18 protein-coding genes are annotated in these 16819 nt (G+C 69.7%); 7 read left to right on the plus strand and 11 right to left on the minus strand.

Translation table 11 applies throughout. The annotated features are described in order from the left end of the window. Positions 1-72: 72 nt before the first annotated feature. Positions 73-504, minus strand: a complete 432-nt coding sequence (locus tag OG587_RS42180) for a winged helix-turn-helix transcriptional regulator (RefSeq protein ID WP_329084453.1) — start codon at positions 502-504, stop codon at positions 73-75. After that, complete coding sequence (locus OG587_RS42185; protein WP_329084454.1) at positions 471-1298, minus strand: NAD(P)-dependent oxidoreductase; 828 nt, start codon at positions 1296-1298, stop codon at positions 471-473. The genes OG587_RS42180 and OG587_RS42185 overlap by 34 nt, the downstream gene beginning before the upstream one ends. 78 nt (positions 1299-1376) lie before the next feature. Here OG587_RS42185 and OG587_RS42190 point away from each other — a divergent pair, with 78 nt between their 5' ends. Continuing rightward, a complete protein-coding gene (locus tag OG587_RS42190) occupies positions 1377-1676 on the plus strand; it encodes a hypothetical protein (RefSeq protein ID WP_329084455.1) in 300 nt (99 codons plus the stop codon). Between the two features lie 123 nt (positions 1677-1799). On the opposite strand, the gene OG587_RS42195 is transcribed toward OG587_RS42190, so the two are convergent. Further along, positions 1800-4100: a S8 family serine peptidase gene (locus OG587_RS42195; RefSeq protein ID WP_329084456.1), complete on the minus strand. Its 2301-nt coding sequence runs from the start codon at positions 4098-4100 to the stop codon at positions 1800-1802. Between the two features lie 535 nt (positions 4101-4635). Further along, positions 4636-4998, minus strand: a complete 363-nt coding sequence (locus tag OG587_RS42200; protein WP_329084457.1) for a nuclear transport factor 2 family protein — start codon at positions 4996-4998, stop codon at positions 4636-4638. Positions 4999-5185: 187 nt separating this feature from the next. Here OG587_RS42200 and OG587_RS42205 point away from each other — a divergent pair, with 187 nt between their 5' ends. Continuing rightward, on the plus strand, positions 5186-5359 hold the full coding sequence (locus OG587_RS42205) for a hypothetical protein (protein ID WP_329084458.1): 174 nt from the start codon (positions 5186-5188) through the stop codon (positions 5357-5359). Positions 5360-5402: 43 nt separating this feature from the next. Here the strand turns inward: OG587_RS42205 and OG587_RS42210 are convergent, their stop codons facing one another. Continuing rightward, positions 5403-6206 (minus strand): L,D-transpeptidase family protein, encoded by an 804-nt coding sequence (locus OG587_RS42210; RefSeq protein WP_329084460.1) that lies wholly within the window; start codon positions 6204-6206, stop codon positions 5403-5405. Positions 6207-6352: 146 nt separating this feature from the next. Continuing rightward, a complete protein-coding gene (locus tag OG587_RS42215) occupies positions 6353-7498 on the minus strand; it encodes an FAD-dependent oxidoreductase (protein ID WP_329084461.1) in 1146 nt (381 codons plus the stop codon). Between the two features lie 563 nt (positions 7499-8061). On the opposite strand from OG587_RS42215, the gene OG587_RS42220 reads away from it, so the two are divergent. Continuing rightward, the gene (locus OG587_RS42220) at positions 8062-8568 is read left to right on the plus strand and encodes a DinB family protein (protein ID WP_329084462.1); all 507 of its coding nucleotides are present in this window, start codon (positions 8062-8064) and stop codon (positions 8566-8568) included. Positions 8569-8645: 77 nt separating this feature from the next. On the opposite strand, the gene OG587_RS42225 is transcribed toward OG587_RS42220, so the two are convergent. Next, a complete protein-coding gene (locus tag OG587_RS42225; protein WP_329084463.1) occupies positions 8646-9167 on the minus strand; it encodes a MarR family winged helix-turn-helix transcriptional regulator in 522 nt (173 codons plus the stop codon). Between the two features lie 91 nt (positions 9168-9258). After that, complete coding sequence (locus tag OG587_RS42230; protein WP_329084464.1) at positions 9259-10566, minus strand: M50 family metallopeptidase; 1308 nt, start codon at positions 10564-10566, stop codon at positions 9259-9261. 203 nt (positions 10567-10769) lie between these two features. Here OG587_RS42230 and OG587_RS42235 point away from each other — a divergent pair, with 203 nt between their 5' ends. Next, a complete protein-coding gene (locus OG587_RS42235; RefSeq protein ID WP_329084465.1) occupies positions 10770-11375 on the plus strand; it encodes a response regulator transcription factor in 606 nt (201 codons plus the stop codon). Between the two features lie 59 nt (positions 11376-11434). Here the strand turns inward: OG587_RS42235 and OG587_RS42240 are convergent, their stop codons facing one another. Further along, positions 11435-12550 carry a PP2C family protein-serine/threonine phosphatase gene (locus OG587_RS42240; RefSeq protein ID WP_329084466.1) on the minus strand — a complete coding sequence of 372 codons (1116 nt, stop codon included), beginning with the start codon at positions 12548-12550 and terminating at the stop codon, positions 11435-11437. A 119-nt stretch (positions 12551-12669) separates the two neighbouring features. Between OG587_RS42240 and OG587_RS42245 the strand changes: the two genes are divergently transcribed. Further along, positions 12670-13899, plus strand: a complete 1230-nt coding sequence (locus OG587_RS42245) for a GNAT family N-acetyltransferase (RefSeq protein ID WP_329084467.1) — start codon at positions 12670-12672, stop codon at positions 13897-13899. A 120-nt stretch (positions 13900-14019) separates the two neighbouring features. Further along, on the plus strand, positions 14020-14202 hold the full coding sequence (locus tag OG587_RS42250) for a hypothetical protein (protein WP_329084468.1): 183 nt from the start codon (positions 14020-14022) through the stop codon (positions 14200-14202). A 12-nt stretch (positions 14203-14214) separates the two neighbouring features. On the opposite strand, the gene OG587_RS42255 is transcribed toward OG587_RS42250, so the two are convergent. After that, the gene (locus OG587_RS42255; protein ID WP_329084469.1) at positions 14215-14682 is read right to left on the minus strand and encodes a ribose-5-phosphate isomerase; all 468 of its coding nucleotides are present in this window, start codon (positions 14680-14682) and stop codon (positions 14215-14217) included. 98 nt (positions 14683-14780) lie between these two features. Here OG587_RS42255 and def point away from each other — a divergent pair, with 98 nt between their 5' ends. Further along, a complete protein-coding gene (def, locus tag OG587_RS42260) occupies positions 14781-15269 on the plus strand; it encodes a peptide deformylase (RefSeq protein WP_329084470.1) in 489 nt (162 codons plus the stop codon). A 23-nt stretch (positions 15270-15292) separates the two neighbouring features. Here the strand turns inward: def and OG587_RS42265 are convergent, their stop codons facing one another. After that, positions 15293-16702, minus strand: coding sequence for an aldehyde dehydrogenase family protein (locus OG587_RS42265; RefSeq protein WP_329084471.1), 1410 nt, complete (start codon positions 16700-16702; stop codon positions 15293-15295). Between the last annotated feature and the right edge of the window lie 117 nt (positions 16703-16819).

Below are 16819 nucleotides of genomic sequence, written 5' to 3' on the forward strand. Positions count from 1 at the left end.
TTCCGCGACGTTCAGCGCCAGGATCTCCGCAGCCCGGGCCGCGGTCTTGTAGCCGACCTCTTAGGCCCCGGCCTACTCGTTGCCGTGGGTGGGGACGATATCGAGCTTGCGCATGCGGCGCTCCCCCCACTCCCCCAGAGTGCCGAGCGCCGCGTAGAGCGCAACGCCTTCGTCGGTCAGCTCGTACTCGACCCGGGGCGGTGTCTCCTCCAACACGGTCCGCCGGACGATCCCGTCCGCCTCGAGCTCGCGTAGCTGCTGGGCGAGCACCTTCTCGCTGATGCCAGGGAGGCTGCGGCGCAACTCGCCGAACCGATGGAGCCGCTCATCCAGCGCCCAGAGGATCAGCGCTTTCCCTTGCCTTCGACGACGTCCATCGCGGCGTCGAGGGCACAGATGTAGGGCGGGTTGCGCATCCGCCTCATGATAGCCGGGACGCCCCGCCCTACTCGTGGATGCCCGGTGCGGGTTCAGCCGGCGGCGACGGCGCGCCGCATCCGCCACAGTGAGGCGCGCAGGTGTCCGGCGAGATCCGCGGGCACACCCGCCTCCCCGGAGGCGGAGAGGATGTTCTCCAGGCCGGTCGCCTGCATCGCAGGGTTGTACTCGTCCGGGACGGATTCGCTCACGTCGGCGCCGTCGACCGTGATGGCGAGCATCTGCTCCATCCACGGGCGTAGCACCTCGCGCTTGAACGTCTCCACGTTCCCGCCTTCCGCGTGGACCAATGCCACCGCATGGTCCGCTCCGGCGCCCATGCCGTACATGCCGCTCAGCGCGGCCATGTCATACAGCGCCGCGAACCCTGGGTCCTCGCCCGCCCAATGAGGAAGACCGATGGGGCCGAGCACAGGGGCGATACGGTCGAACACGTCACGCGCACCGCTGTAGAGGATGAAGGCCCCCTCGGTCCCCACCGTCGGAGGCACAGCCATGATCCCGCCGGCGAGAAAACGCGCCCCGGACTCCTTCAGCCATCCGGCGAGCTCGCGCGCTTGCCGTACGGAGCCGCTGGTCAGGTTGACTATCGTCTCATCCGTCAGCTGCCGCGCGACCGGGGCGAGCGTGTCACGGACGCTGGCATCGTCCAGCAGGCACGCGACCGTCAGATCGCCCGCCTCGATCGCCTCTTCCACGCTCAAGGCATCCCGCGCACCGCGGGCAACGAGTTCACCCGCTTTCCCGGGGGTACGGTTCCAGACCGTCACCTCGCGACCGGCTTCGAGGAGCGCGCTCGCGAGCGCGTGCCCCATGGCTCCCAGACCGAGGATGCTGATGCGTTCATGCTGCGTATTCATGCGCCACGCTCTTCACCGGACGCGGTTCCTGCTACAAGAACGCACTTCGAAGTGCGTGGTTACCCGGAGGTTAGCGACGTGGCCTGCGCCGATCCGGCCGACGCCCATGTCTCCATCGACGAGAACCTCAGCCTGATGGCCATTCTGAACGGCTACATCGAGGGCACCGCCCGCGACGAGGTCACCTGGGCCGAGGAGATCCGCCGCAGCGGGCTCACCGAGACGGAATGGATGGCGCGGAGCTCCCCGCACGTCCATCAGCTACTGGAGAGCGGCCAATACCCGATCTTCACCAAGATCGCGATAAGGGTGACCTCGATCGGTTCCTGCGGACGGGTACGCAGCACCACGTCTTGGGCGAACCCGTTCGGGCGGTGAGCACCAGGTCGGCACCCTTTGCCACCGAAAGCCGGGGTACATCGGAGTCTCCACGAAAACCCGCGCGGTTCACGCGTCCGGGCGCCCTTCACGTCGTGGAGGGCGCCCGGCGGGATCACGGGATCAGGAGGCGAGAACCCGTAGCTCCGAGAGCTGGCCCGCAGGCCAGGCGGTGTTGGCGGTGAACACCAGCCGGACGTACCGTACGGCGGCCATGTTGAAGCTCGCCGCCACGGCGTTGCCCGAGGCCGGGGTGAAGGCGTACGCCCGTGATCCGACGATCGGCCGGTAGGTGACGCCGTCCGTGCTGCCCTCGATGGACAGCGTCTGGGTGCGGGCACCCCACGACGGCGGCAGTGCCATCTCCACCTGGTAGATCTGGCAGATCGCGCCGAGATCCACGGTCAGGGACTGCGGGAAGGCGTTGTTCGCGCTCTCCCAGTAGGTGGCGGTGTTGCCGTCCACCGTGTTCGCCGTGCCGTACCCCGGCTGTGCGGTCCCCTGGACCGGCCGGCCGAGGGCCGCGTTCTTGCCGGCCGCGGAGAACGCCTGCACCTCAGCGATCTTGATGGTCGGCGTCCAGGGACCGTTCGGGAAGCTCAGCGACAGGCAGCACCCGTGGACCGGCGGGAAGGTGATCGTGACCTTGTTGCCGGTGGCCGGGTTGAAACTGTAGGTCTGCGCCGGACTCACCGTGACGTTGTTGTCCACCGTGCCCAGGTAGGCCGCCTGGACCGACATCGTCAGCGTCCGGGCCGGCTCGCCGGCCGGGAGCTGCACGACCACCTTGTCCGTCGTGCGGCGGCCGCCGTCGAAGGCGTAGTTGATCGACACCGAGTTCACGAACGCCGGGACCTCCCAGTAGGTGGCCGGATCGTCGTCGACCGAGTAGAAGCCCCAGTGACCGTCGGTGCCGGGCAGGGTCCTGTTGTAGCCCATCACCACCGGGAGTTCGGTTCCCGGCGCGATGACGCCCGACCTGGCCCGCGCCACGGCGGCGTAGGCGTCCAGCTTGCCGTGCCCCCAGACCTCGTTCACCGTCCCGGCGGAGGCGCAGGAGGTGTCGGGCTTCGGTACGGCGCTGAAGTCCAGGATTTCCCGGGTCGCGTCGACGTTGCCGCGCAACGACGGCACCGCCGCCCAGATCAGGGCCACCGTCGCCGCCGTGTGCGGGGAGGCCATGGAGGTTCCGCTGTGGCTCGCGTAGCCACCGGGTACCGAGGAACGCACGTTCACCCCGGGGGCGGCGATGTCCGGCTTGATGTAGGAGGCGCCGTCACCCCGGCTGGAGAACGGCGCGATCACGTCGTTCACGTCGAAGGCCGCCGAGCTGTAGGCCTGGATGAGCCCGCCTGGGTAGCCCGCCGTCCCGCAGTCCGGTCCGTCGTTGCCGATGCCGAAGGCCGGGAAGATGCCCGCCTGCACCCAGGAGGACAGGACGTCGGCGTACCACTCCGAATATCCCGGGCTGCCCCAGGAGTTGTTCACCACGTCGGGGGCGAGGTCGGGCCTGGGGTTCTGCCCGGCGAGGTCGGTGGGGGCCAGCATCCACTGACCGGCCGCCAGCAGGGTGGCCGCCGAGCAGGTCTCACCCTCACACCCCTTGGCCGCGATCCACTTCACCCCGGGAGCGACGCCGATCTTGTTCGTACCGCCGTCGTCTCCGGCCATCGTCCCCATCGTGTGCGTGCCGTGCCCGTTGGTGTCGCACGGCGCCGCCGTGGGGCACCCTCCCGCCGGGTTGAACCAGGCGTAGTTGTGGTTCACGCTGCCGCCGGAGTTGCCCCGGTACTGACCGAGCAGGGCGGGGTGGTCCCACTGGACGCCGGTGTCGATGTTGGCGACCACGATGCCCTGGCCGCGGTCGGAGAACTCGCTCCACACCTGGTCGGCACCGATCTTGTCGACGTTCCACTCGACGCCGTCCACCGTGGCCTGCGCCCGTGGGGCCACGATGGGTTCCGGAATGACGACCGGGACGTCCGCCTCGATCTTCGCCACCTCGGGCAACGCGGCGAGCCGCTCCAGCAGCGCGCCGTCGCCGGTCACCCTGACCGTGTTGGAGATCCAGAACGACGTGAAGTCGGCGTGGGCGGCGCGCAGGATGGCGATGACCTGCTTCTGGGAGGAGTCGGCCGCCTCCTTACGGATGCGGATCACCTCCGTGGCCCGCCCCGCGCGGGTCTGCTTCCCCGCCACGGTGCCGAGATCCGCCCGCTTGGCGAGGCGCACCCAGAAGGTGGCGACCCGGCCGTCGGCCACGCTGTTCCGGACCGCTGCCGGGATCTTGGGCGGCGGAGTGGGTTCGGCCGCCGCGGGGGTGTTCGCCGGGCCGCCCGCATAGGCGGCGTTGGAGGAGAAGACGACGGCCGTGGCGACGGTGGCCGTCACCAGGGCACGTAAGAGCCGCATGGATCGCGACAAAGGAGAGGTCCTTTCCTAGGGGGACGTCCGCCGGCGTCTCTGCACAGGCCGCACGGACGGGAAGGCTCCGTACGGCTCACGCGATGCCGTACGGGGACATCCGGGTAGCGCCTCAGCCCGGATGGACCTGGAGGTGAGGGGATCGGGAAAGCCGTTCAGCCGGTCGGCTCGCGGCGGCGGGAGTGGTGAGCCGCCACCGGCCGTAGCCGTCTTCGCCACCGATGAAGATCACGGTGTTCCAGGTTGACGAGTTTTTCTCACGTGGGCGGTCGAGGGCCACTGCGCCCCCGGGCCCGAACCGACAGACACGGCCAAGATCCCCCGTTCCAGCCACGCCCCACACCCTAACGATCTACCCCTTCGCCCGCGACCCCATTTATCCCATTTTTTCCTGTTTAGATATGAATTCTGCGTTAATTAGTTTATTTCTTGCAATCGGAAGTTCGGCAGGATCCACGGCGGCCAGGAGGCTCCCGCGAACGAACGACGGCGTGCGAACGACGGCGTGCGCCTGACGAAAGCCGCGACCGGAGCCCTAGACCCTGTAGACGGGGGCGAGGTCGACGAATATGCGGTAGTCCGTGATCAGACCGTCGTCGCGGGTGCGCCAGATCGACACGGCCACGACGGTGGCGTCCTCGCCGTCGAGCCGCCGGTAGGTCACCTCGGTCTCGGCGATGATGTCGGCGTCCACCTGCCAGTTCCTGACGATCCGGTGCCGCAGCCCGCCGATGGTGGAGAAGAACGCCCGCAGCCCGGCGGCGATGGCCTCACGTCCCGTCATCGGCTCGGCGTTGCCGAACACCAGCGTGGCGTCCTCGGCCAGCAACCGCACGAACTCGTCGGGGTCGAACGAGTCGACCGTCCGGAAAACGCGTCGCACCACATCGTCGGTCATACCGATCCTTCTCCGCGCAGTCGGGATCACTGCTGGGGACGATACGGGGCGAAGGGCGACGCGCAACTATCGCGAAGGTGGGTATCCCATCGTCGTGTGGCCCGCCGAAGATCTCCGAACCCGGGGCGTGGCAGCGTGGATCGCCTTGCGCGTACGATCCTCGCCGGACGGCGGAAATCTCTGGGCCATGCCCGCCCTCCCCGTGCTCGCCTTCGTCGCCTGGGCGGGTGGCGCGATCGCCGCCCTTGGCACCGCCACCGTCCAGGGCGGCGGAGCCTGGCCGATGTTCTTCCTGGGCGTCCTCGTCCTACTCGCGGCACGCCCCCCGCTCATGCTCAAGAACCACCTCGCCGGATTCTGAACCACCGGTGCGGCAGAAGTGGCCCGATCCGCGAACGGCCACTTCATCGACGAGGACCGGGCTCCTGTCCGGAAGACGCGGGGGACGCGGGAGCCCCGGGCGGCACAGGCGACTCGGGGCGGCCGGGAGACTCGGAACGCCTGGAGCGGTCGGGAGACTTCGAGCGCTCGGGAGGCTTGGGAGCCTCCGGACGGCGGACGTAGACCGGGGTGCCCGTCGGGGTCATGTCGTAGAGCGCTTTGGCGTTGTGGAGTGGGACCCGGATGCACCCGTGGGACGCGGGATGCCGCGGGACCCGTTCCGAGCCGTGGAAGCCGATGCCCTCGTTGAAATAGATGGTGTAGAACTGGTCGCCCAGGGGCCCGCTGGTCCATCCGGGCGTCCTGAACCAGGCGCGGAAGTCGCCGGTGGGGGTGACGGCGATCCCGCAGTTGCCCTTCTTGCAGTAGTGCTCGCCGTTACCGGTTGAGATGTGGGAGACCAGTGCGGGCTCGCCGTCCCGCCACGCCGTGAGCAGCTGGCGGCGCAGGTCGATCTCCACCCTGGTGGGCTCCCCGTACGACACCAGCGGCCTCAGGCGCTCCGGACGGGAGAGCGCCCGCCAGGTCTGCGGGTCGATCTGGTCGGTGGGCGGCAGCCCGTTCGCCTTCTGGAAGGCCCACACGGCCGCGCGCAGCGCGGGACTGTACTCGTCGCCGACGTCTCCCGGCCCGAATCCCAGCCGGTCGAGGCGCCGGTGGACCTCCTGCACCTGGGCGCCCCTGTCGCCGGGGCGCAGGAGGGGGAACCGTGACAGCGGGGTGTGCTCGGGACGGGGTGCCGGAGAGCGCTCATGAGGAACGGGCATCCCGGAATGCCGCGACGACATGACACCGGTGTTCACGACACCGAATGGCAGGCACGCGGTGAGCACGAGGGCCGAGTTCGCGATCAGGAAACATTTGATGGTTCTCCGCATTTTTTTGACGCCTATCCGCTCTCGGGCGAAATCCGTTAGAAGGAATACGAGTACTTGCGATCCTCTATCGCCGCGCGCACCAGACCGACGGCCTCCTGGGCGCATCCCCAGGAGAAACTGAATCCGGCTCCGCCGTGCGCGAAGTTGTAGACGACCTGTTCCTCCTCGTCCCACTCAAGGCAGACGTTCTCGTTCCGGAACGGCCGCAGCCCCACCCGTACCGGCTCGTCGGGATCCAGCCTGGCGTGTCGCAGCGCGGGCATGAAGGCGAGGCATCGCTCGTACATCTCCCGCACGGGAGCGTGGTTCTCCAGATTGATTCCGGTATCCCACTCGTCCTTTTCCGCCAGCCCCCCGAGAACGAGGAGTCCCGGATTGCGCGGCACGATGAAGACGATGTCCTGCTCGTCCTTGTTCTCCTCTTCGTGGGAGACGCAGTGAGCCTCGCGGATCCGGCGCCCGCGGAGCCCGTCGTTGCGGACGCGTACCAGCGCGCCGCGCAGCGGGTACATGCCGATGCCGCGGAGCCCGGCGGTGCCGAGACCCGCGCAGCAGACGATCAGCTCGGCGTCGAAGCGGTCGAGCAGCTCGTCCCGCCGCTCGGCGAGCAGTCCCTCGACCCGGTACCGCTCGACCCGCACGCCGTGGACCTTGACCTGTCTCATCAGCCACGCCATGTACTGATCGGTGTCGATCATGGGCGCCATGTGCGAGTACGCGTCGACCACGCCGTAGTCGGGACTGACGCCGTTGCGTTCGGCGAGCGACCGGTCGCGGACGAAACCGCGCACCTTCCCCGCGAGTTCCTGCATCTTGTGGAGATCGTGCGGACTCTCCTCGACGGGGTGCTTGAAATAGAAGTTGGATCTTCGCATGGCCACCCCGGGCACCTTGGCCCGAGCCAGCTTCTCGAACATCTCGTACGAGGTGACGCACCACTCCTTGGAGCGGGCGAGCGAGATCTGGTCGTGGTGGTAACCGCACACCGCGGGTGGCCACTCCCACAGCGCGCCCGCGACGACCGAGACGATGTCGGGGGCGAACCTCTCCGCGACGACGGTGACGCGGAACCCTTCCCTGGCCAGGCACAGCGCACTGGTCAACCCGCTTACCCCGGCCCCGACGACAAGTATCTTCTCTGAATTCGCGCGCACCTGGGAACGCCTTCTTTCCGGATCCATCCAGCTCGATCACTTTTCGGCGTGACCGACCGCGGGAGGTCGTCACGACGAACGCTGAAACCCCTCCACAGTAAATCGGGCACCGGCGAATCCCGGAATGGTGGCGAACCCGGCATGGGAGAGAACCGGCCCCGGGCCGATGGGAAACCATTACCGATCGCGGAAATAACCTGGATCGAAGAGGGAAAAGCCGCACTCGACCTGAATGCTCCGATGACGAACCTTTGGTCGCGTGCCAGATTTTCATCACCAATCCACCGATCGACCCGGGCGAATATTGACACCTCCTTAGTCCGGCCCCGGGTGTCACGACGGGCCGATCGGGGGCACAGCGGGGTGAATTGCCTACTTTGCTCTGCGGACTCGCCTATATGCCCTCGGTGGGATTGTTGAGGGCAGGTATAGGGCCGAGTCTCACTTGTTGTAGAACGTGGTGACTAAAGACATATACCGAGGTGTACGCGCGCGCTCCGGCTCACCGCCGGCGGGATGTCCCCTCCCACGGTCACCGCGAAAAGATGTGGATGTGACAGAGGCACCTCGTGACGACAGGATGGGACGTCATGACCGACACCCGCGTTGACCCCGCCTTCATCGCCGACGAGAGCACCATGCTGCACTCCTGGCTGGACTGGCACCGGGAGACCCTGGCCGTGAAGTGCGCCGGGCTCTCGGACGAGCAGCTCCGCATACGTTCCGCCGAGCCGTCCACGCTCTCCCTGCTGGGCCTGGTCCGCCACCTGGCCGAGGTGGAGCGCAACTGGTTCCGCAACGTCCTCAACGGCGAGGGCGTCGCCCCGTTCTACTACTCCGACGACGATCCCGACGGCGACTTCGACACCCTTGAGACGAGCACGGCGGAGCAGGCGTTCGCCCGCTGGCGGGGCGAGGTCGCGTACGCGCGCGAGGTGTCCGCCGGGCTTCCAATGGACACCATAGGCAAGGCGCAGCGCCACGACCACGACGTCTCGCTGCGCTGGATCCTCATCCACATGATCGAGGAGTACGCCCGGCACAACGGCCACGCCGACATCATCCGCCAGCGGATCGACGGGGTCGCCGGGGAGTAGCGCCGTCCGGCCGGGACGTACGCGTCCACGGCGGCGGAAGCCCCCACGGAAACCGGGCTGCCGGGAGGACGACCCGGTCAGCTCGGGGCGGGGATCTCCGCGAGGGTCTCGGCGATCACCTGGTCGAGGTTGGCCAGGTTCGCCGGACGGGCGATGGCGGCCTCGGCGAAACGGCCGAGGAGCCGGGCGAAGGCCTCGCGGTCCGGCTCGTCCCAGTCGGCCATCAGGCCGTCCAGATAGGTGCGCCGGTGGCGGACCACCACCTCCAGCACGCGGCGGCCCCGCTCGCTCAGCACGAGCCGGGCCCGCCTGGCGTCCACGGCTGACTCCTCGCGCTCCACGAACCCCGCGCAGACCGCGTCGTTGACCAGCCTGCTGGCGGTGGACGGATCGACGCCCAGTTGCTCGGCGACGGCGCCCACGGTCACCTCGGGCACGTCCAGGCTCAGCTTGTGCACGGCGTGCACGACCATCACGTTCGACATGTGCACCGGCCGCCGCGGCTCGGCGGCCCTGCGCGCGCGCAGTGGCCGCGACCAGATCCGGCGCAGCCGGAACAGGGCCACGTCGATCACCGCTCCGGGTGTCCCCTCGTTCACGGCGCCACCCTAGCCGCTGCGGGCGGGTGCGCCGCCGTCCCGGCCCCTCCCTCGGGCCGGTGGCGGAGAGACCGGCGCGTACGGGAGACGGTCAGCCGGACAGGCGGACCGGGTTGACCAGGTCGGCGTACATCAGCAGGCCCGCCATGATGATCATCAGGAAGGCGATCGCGTAGGTGAGGGGAAGCGCCTTGGCGATGTCGACGTGGCCGGGCGTGGGGCGGCGGGCGACGCGGGCGAAGCCGCGCTTGAGCCCCTCCCACAGGCCGCCCGCGATGTGGCCGCCGTCCAGGGGAAGCAGCGGGATCAGATTGAACAGGCCGATCGCCAGGTTGAAGCCCGCCAGCAGGTTGATGAAGACGACGACCTTGTTCTCCAGCGGGATCGAGGCGGCGGCGATCTCGCCGCCGATGCGGCTCACGCCGATGACACCGATCGGGCCGTTCCTGTCGCGCTCGTCACCGGAGAAGGCGGCGTGCCAGACGCCCACCATCTTCTCGGGGAACCTGAGCAGCGAGGCGGCGGTGGCCGAGGTGAGATCCCCCATGTGCGCGGCCACGGCGCCGAGGCTCTGCTGCTCGATGACGATCTTCGGGCTCACCCCGAGGTATCCGACACCCTTTTCGATCTTGCCCGGCTCGTCCAGCGACTCGCGGTCCTGGGCGATGAGACTGGCGTTGACGGTCATCTCCTGACCGGCCCGCCTGATGCCGAGCGCGATCGGACCCGCGCCGTGGTCGCGGATGGCCCGCGTCGCGGCGTCCCAGCTCGCGGCGGGCCTGCCCGCCACGGACACGATGACGTCCCCCGGCCTCAGCCCCGCCGCGCTCGCCGGGCTGGGCTTGTCGGCCGCGGTGCACTCGGGGTTCTTGGCGTAGTCGGCGGCGGTCTTCACGCACTGCGGGATCGAGGCGATCTCGGTCTTCTGTGTGGGGATGCCGAACCCCATGAGCACGATGCCGAACAGGACGAACGCCAGCACGAAGTTCATCGCCGGGCCGCCGGTCATGATGATGACCTTCTGCCACCAGGGCTTGCGGTAGAACACCCGGTCCTCGTCGCCCGGCCGCACGTCCTCCAGGGCCACGTCGCGGGCGTTCTCGATCAGGCCCTGCCAGGGGCCCGTGGAGACCGAGCGCACCTTGCCAGGGGCGTCGGTGGGCCGGGGCGGCAGCATGCCGATCATGCGGATGTAGCCGCCGAGCGGGAGCCACTTGATGCCGTACTCGGTGTCGCCCTTGCGACGCGACCACATCGTCGGGCCGAAACCGACCATGTACTGGGTGACCTTGACACCGAACAGCTTGGCCGGCACCAGGTGGCCGATCTCGTGCAGCCCGATCGACACCATCAGTCCCACAAGAAAGACGATGACCCCGACCACGGAGAGCCAGCTCACAGGTTCATACCCCCATCGCGGTTTCACCGACAATGCCCCATAAGAGGTTAGCCCAAGTATCCGGCCCCCACGCCGCCGCGGAAAGCGGCATTCCCGATCGGGTCGCCTGCCCGCCCTTTGCCGATCGAACGCACTCCGTTGACATTCAGCGATCGCACGAACACTCTTTGGTGAGGTGAGGTGAGACGAGAGAGAGGAGCGTTTTGATCGGGATCCTGGTTGCCGAGCATCTTCCCCTGGTCCGGCGCGGGCTGGTGGCGACGCTGGAGAACGAGAACGACATGGAGGTGGTGGCCGACGTGTCCACCGGCGAGGACGTGCTTCCCGCCGTCCTGCGGCACACGCCGGAGACGGCGGTCATCGGTCTCGGCCTGCCGGACGTCTGCGGCTTCACCACCGCGCTCCGGCTGCACGAGGAGGCTCCCGGCTGCCGGGTCCTCCTGCTGTCGCGCGACCCCAGCCCGGGTCAGGTCCGCCGGGCCTTCGCCGCCCACGCGCTCGGGTTCATGAGCCTGGAGGTCGGCCCCGAGCAGCTGGCCGACGGCGTCCGCCAGGTGGCGGCCGGCCGCCGCGCGGTCGACTCCGAGCTCGCGGTGGCGGCGCTGAGATCGGCGGAGAACCCCCTGACCCGCCGGGAGCTCGACGTGCTCCGGCTGGTCGCGCGGGGGGCCAGGCCCAGCGAGATCGCCGACCAGCTGTTCCTCTCCGTGGGAACGGTCCGCAACCACCTGTCGCGAATCATGTGCAAGACCCAGGCGCGCAACCGTCTCGACGCCGTACGCATCGCCGGCGACTCCGGGTGGCTCTGACCGCCGAAAGAGCCGGGCCGTTCACGGGTGGCTCTGACCGCCGAGAGGAGCCTGGCCGGTCAGGGGCGCCAGATGAGGATGAGGGCGCAGTCGTCGTTGTGGCCCGACGACATGGAGGCGACCAGGTTGCGGGCGCCGTCGCGGAACCCCGAGGGCATCAGGCGCTCGGCCTCTCCCAGCAGGCGGTCCAGGCCGGCGTCGATGTCGCGCCCCGGCTGCTCGATCAGGCCGTCGGTGTAGAGCATGAGCGCGTCGCCCTTGCGCAGCATCCCCTGGTCGGCCTCGCAGTGCAGGTCGGGCACGACGCCGAGGACGACGCCCTTGGCCGTGGAGACCCGCCACGTCCCGGTGCCCGACTCGAACTTGACCACCGGGGGGTGACCGGCCGAGGTGATGACGTACTCGCCCGTCACGAGGTTGAGCCGGAGGTGGACCGCCGTGACGAAGCCCTCGGCCTCGCGCTGGCGGTGCAGGTAGGTGTTGCAGGCGGGCAGGAAGTCGGTGACCGAGCCGAGCAGCCCGCCGAAGGTGCCCGACAGCAGCAGCGCCCTGGTGCCCGCGTCGACGCCCTTGCCGGACACGTCGACCAGGGCGAGCTCCATCGTGTCGCCCTCGCGCATGGAGACCAGGAAGTCGCCGCCGAAGGAGGAGCCTCCGGCCTGCTTGAGAACGACCTTGGAGCCCCACTCCTTGGGCAGCGGGGGCAGGTCGCTCTGGCTCTTGAGGCGGTCGCGCAGCTCCAGCAGCATCACGTCGCCACGCAGGCCCTGCACACCGAGCTTGCCTCGGGTGCGGGCCATCAGCGCGGCCAGCACCGCGGTGAAGCCGAAGGTGACCAGCAGGCCGGGGCCGATGTATCCCACCCCCCGCACCACGGCCACGTAGACCAGGGAGACCGCGACCGCGCACAGCAGCTTGGCGAGACTGTTCAGCCTGAGCTGGAGCCCCGCCACGAGGGTGATCGGGATCATGAGCGCCGGGGAGAACCACTCCATGGAGACCCTCGCGGCCAGCCCGCCGATCAGCAGGGTGAGCAGGATGAGGGTGATGAGCAGGTTCCGGTCGCGCGCCAGGGGGCCGCGCCGCAGGAAGCGCACGATGGGAACGAGAAGAGGGACGCGGACCAGGAACGCGCGGAGCGCCGGAGGAAGCAGCGGCACCGGACGAGAACTCATGATGCGCTCGACTGTATCTGGCTATCCCCCCTTTGGGCAGCCCACTTGACCAATGCCTTGATCATTAAGCAGGGATATTAGATGGCCGGAACCGTTTGTCCCCTACTACCGTTTGGAAGATGACTTTCAGCCTGCGTCCGATCAGCGAAGCCGAATGGTCCGCCTGGAACACCGTGGACGAGGAGGCGTTCGGCAGCGTCGTCCCGGAACACCGGCAGGAGATCTTCAGGCGCAACGTCGAGTTCGACCGCTCGCTCGGCGTGTTCGACGGCGACCTGCTCGTGGGCACCGCCGCGACGTACAGCTTCAGCATGAACGTACCGGGCGGCCCGATCCCGGTCGGCGGCGTCACCGCGGTCGGCGTGCTGCCCTCGCACCGCCGCCGGGGCATCCTCTCCTCGCTGATGACCCGCCAGCTGTCCGACCTCCACGAGCGGGGCGAGGCCGTCGCCGCGCTCTACGCGGCCGAGGCCGCGATCTACGGGCGCTACGGCTACGGCAGGGCCGCGGACTGCATGGTCTTCCGGATCCCCACCGCGAACGCGGCCTTCGCCCGGCACGCCCCGGTCGACCCCGCCCTGCGGCTGCGCGTCGTCAGGCCCGCGGACGCCAGGTCCGTCCTCGAGAAGATCTACGAGTCGGCGTTCGAGGAGCGTCCGGGACTGTACGCCCGGCCGCCCGCGCGCTGGGACACGGTGCTGACCGACCGGGAGTCCGACCAGGGCGGCGCCGGCCCGCTGCGCGCCGTGGTCGCCGAGGACGACGGCGGCCCGCGCGGTTACGCGCTCTTCAGGATCAAGGCCTCCTTCGACGACCACGACCTTCCCACCGGCGAGCTGCGGCTCAAGGAGCTGTTCGGCCTCGACCCCGCCGCCTACGCGCTGCTCTGGCGGCACGTCCTGGACCGCGACCTGGTCTCGCACGTCTTCGCCCAGAGCCGCCCCTCGGACGACCCGCTGATCCACCTGCTGGCCGAGCCGCGCCGACTCCACGCGCTCTGGCTGGACGACCTGTGGGTCCGCGTCGTGGACGTCGACCGGGCCCTCACCGCCCGCCGCTACAGCGCGCCGGTGGACGTGGTGATCGAGGTCGAGGACACCGTGTGCCCGTGGAACGCGCGCCGCTGGCGGCTGACGGCCGACACCTCCGGTGCCCGCTGCGTCCCCTCGGACGACCCCGCCGACCTGGCCCTGCCCGTCTCCGTGCTGGGCGCCGCCTACCTGGGCGGGCGACCGCTGGCGGCACTGCTGGCGGCGGGCGTGGTGCGGGAGTCGCGTGCGGGGGCCCTGCGGGAGCTGTCCGCGGCCATGTCCTGGGGCCCCGCCCCCTGGGCCGGCCTGGTCTTCTGACGGCTCCTCCGAGAACGGCGACCGCCACAGCCGCTCCCGGCGGCCGGAGCCGCTCGCCCGGGGAGGATCGGGGCCGGATGGGAGCCGCCGGGCGAGCCGGAGCGGGTTATGGTGGCGGGCATGGCACTGCAGAGCTTGCAGATCACCGCGATCACCGCGATGCGGGCGCGAGACGTCTCACGCCCGTCGCAGGAGCAGCAGGAGGCCGCGGACCGCCGCCCCCTGCGTGACGAGACGCCCCGCAAGGAGCCCGCGCGCAACGGGACGCGCCGCGAGCCGGCGACCCGCGAGCGCGACCGGTGAGGACTACGAGGACTACGGCAGCGGCGGGAGCTGGCCGATGGTCTCGTACGAGGTGAGCTGCGCGATCCTGCGGTTGTGCCGCTCGGCCCCGGAGTAGGAGGTGCCGAGGAAGGTCTCGACGAACCGGATCGCCTCCTCCGGCTCGTGCATCCGCGCGCCGACGCTGACCACGTTGGCGTTGTTGTGCTCGCGGGCGAGCCTGGCGGTCTCCTCGCTCCAGGCCAGGGCGGCGCGGACGCCGCGCACCTTGTTGGCCGCGATCTGCTCGCCGTTGCCCGAGCCGCCGATGACGACGCCCAGGCTGCCCGGGTCGCCCACGACGCCCTCGGCCGCGCGCAGCACGAACGGCGGGTAGTCGTCCTCCGCGTCGTAGACGAAGGGACCGCAGTCCTCGACCTCGTGGCCGTGCTCCTTCAGCCAGGAGACGACGTGGTTCTTGAGCTCATAGCCGGCATGGTCGGCACCGATATAGACGCGCACCCGCCCAGTTTCGCAGGTGTACGCGGGCGGCTCCACCCGGCCCCGGCTAGAGTAACAGCCGCACTACTCCCGGAACCCTTACAAGAGAGAGCCCCCACATGCGTGACATCCGAGTGGTCGGTGACCCTGTCCTGCGCACGCCCGCCGAGCCGATCACCGACTTCGACCGCGACCTGCGGCGCATGATCGACGAGATGTTCGCCGTGATGTACGCCGCGCAGGGCGTCGGCCTGGCCGGTCCGCAGATCGGCGTGTCGAAGCGGATCTTCGTCTACGACTGCAGCAACCGCAAGGGCCATGTGATCAACCCGGAACTGACCGTGGACGACGACGCCGAGGTCCTCGACGAGGAGGGCTGCCTGTCCGTCCCCGACCGCGGGACCGGCACCCCGATCTACGCCAGGACGCCCCGGGCCGCGGGGGTCACCGTGAGCGGCCTTGACCGGCTGGGGCGGCCGATCCGGATCAGGGCCCGCGGCACGCTGGCCCGCTGTTTCCAGCACGAGACCGACCACCTCGACGGCAGGCTCTACGTGGACAGGCTGGCCAGGGAGGCCGCGAGGAAGGTCCTGCTCCAGGCCCCCTGATCCCCCTGCGCCCCGGGCGGCCGTCAGAGCTGGACGGCTTTGATCTCCAGATACTCCTCGAGCCCGAACTCGCCCAGCTCGCGGCCGAGGCCCGATTGTTTGTAACCGCCGAAGGGCGCCCGCGGGTTGAACCGGCCGCCGTTGACCGCTACCTGGCCGGTGCGCAGCCGCCGGGCGACCGCGACGGCCCGCTGCTCGTCGCCCGCCCACACCGCGCCCGCCAGGCCGTACGGCGTGCCGTTGGCGATGTCGACCGCCTCGTCCTCACCCCGGAGGTAGGGGATGATCGTGAGGACCGGGCCGAAGATCTCCTCCTGCTCGATCACCATCCCCGGCTCCACCCCGGCGAACACCGTGGGCTCGACGTAGAAGCCGCGTTCCAGGGGCCGGTCGGCGCCTCCGGCGACCAGCCGGGCACCCTCCTCCTGGCCGCGGTTGATGTAGCGGACGACCCGGTCGCGCTGGGCCGCGGACACGAGGGGGCCGAGCCTGGTCGCCTCGTCGAAGGGGTCGCCGACGGTGTATCTCCCCGCGGCCTCGACCGCGAGGCGGACGGCCTCGTCGTACCGGTCGCGATGGACGATCATGCGGGTCCATGCCGAACAGGTCTGGCCGGAGTTGACGAAGGCGTTGGCCACCGTCGCCTTGACCGCCGTCTTCAGGTCGGCGTCCGGCAGGATCAGGCTGGCGGACTTGCCGCCGAGTTCCAGGGCCACCCGCTTGATCGTCTCGGCCGCGAGCGCGGCGACCCGGCGCCCGGCCCCGGTGGAGCCGGTGAACGACACCATGTCCACGTCGGGATGGGTGGCCAGGGCCTCGCCCACCACCGGGCCGTGGCCGCTGACCATGTTGAGGACCCCGGCGGGCAGTCCGACCTCGTCGAAGATCCCGGCGAGCGCGAAGGCCGCGAGCGGCGCCACCTCGCTGGGCTTCAGCACGACCGTGCAGCCCGCGGCGAGCGCGGCGCCCACCTTGCAGACGACCTGGTGGAGCGGATAGTTCCAGGGGGTGATGGCGGCGACCACCCCGACCGGCTCCCTGAAGACGCGGGAGTTGCCGACCTGCCCGCCCTCGAAGTCGTAGGTCTCGGCCAGCTGGGCGTACGAGGCCAGCACCCCGGCCGGCATCAGCGTCTGCACCCTCATCGCCAGGCCGTACGGGGCACCCATGTCCGTGGCGATGATCCTGGCTATCTGGTCGGAGCGCTCCCGTATCAGGTCGGCGGCCGCGGCGAGGATCCTGCCCCGCTCGGCGGGGAGCGTCGCGGACCAGGAGGGGAAGGCCGCGCGGGCGGCGGCCACGGCGGCCTCGACGTCGGCGGGCGCCCCGGCGGGAACCCTGTCGATCAGCTCCTCGGTCGCGGGATTGACCACGTCGATGCTCTCGCCCGACGCGGACGCCTGCCAGGCTCCGTTCAGATAAAGGTGACGCATGCCCTCATCCTGGCGTGCGTGCCGTTGTTACGCGAGGGCGAGCGGGGCGCTGCTCCCGTACAGAGATGATCTTTGTACGGGAGCACAGCGGGTGGGCACGGCGAGGCCGGCCGCCGC

Origin of the sequence: Streptosporangium sp. NBC_01469 (assembly GCF_036227305.1) — a bacterium.
GTDB lineage: Bacteria > Actinomycetota > Actinomycetes > Streptosporangiales > Streptosporangiaceae > Streptosporangium.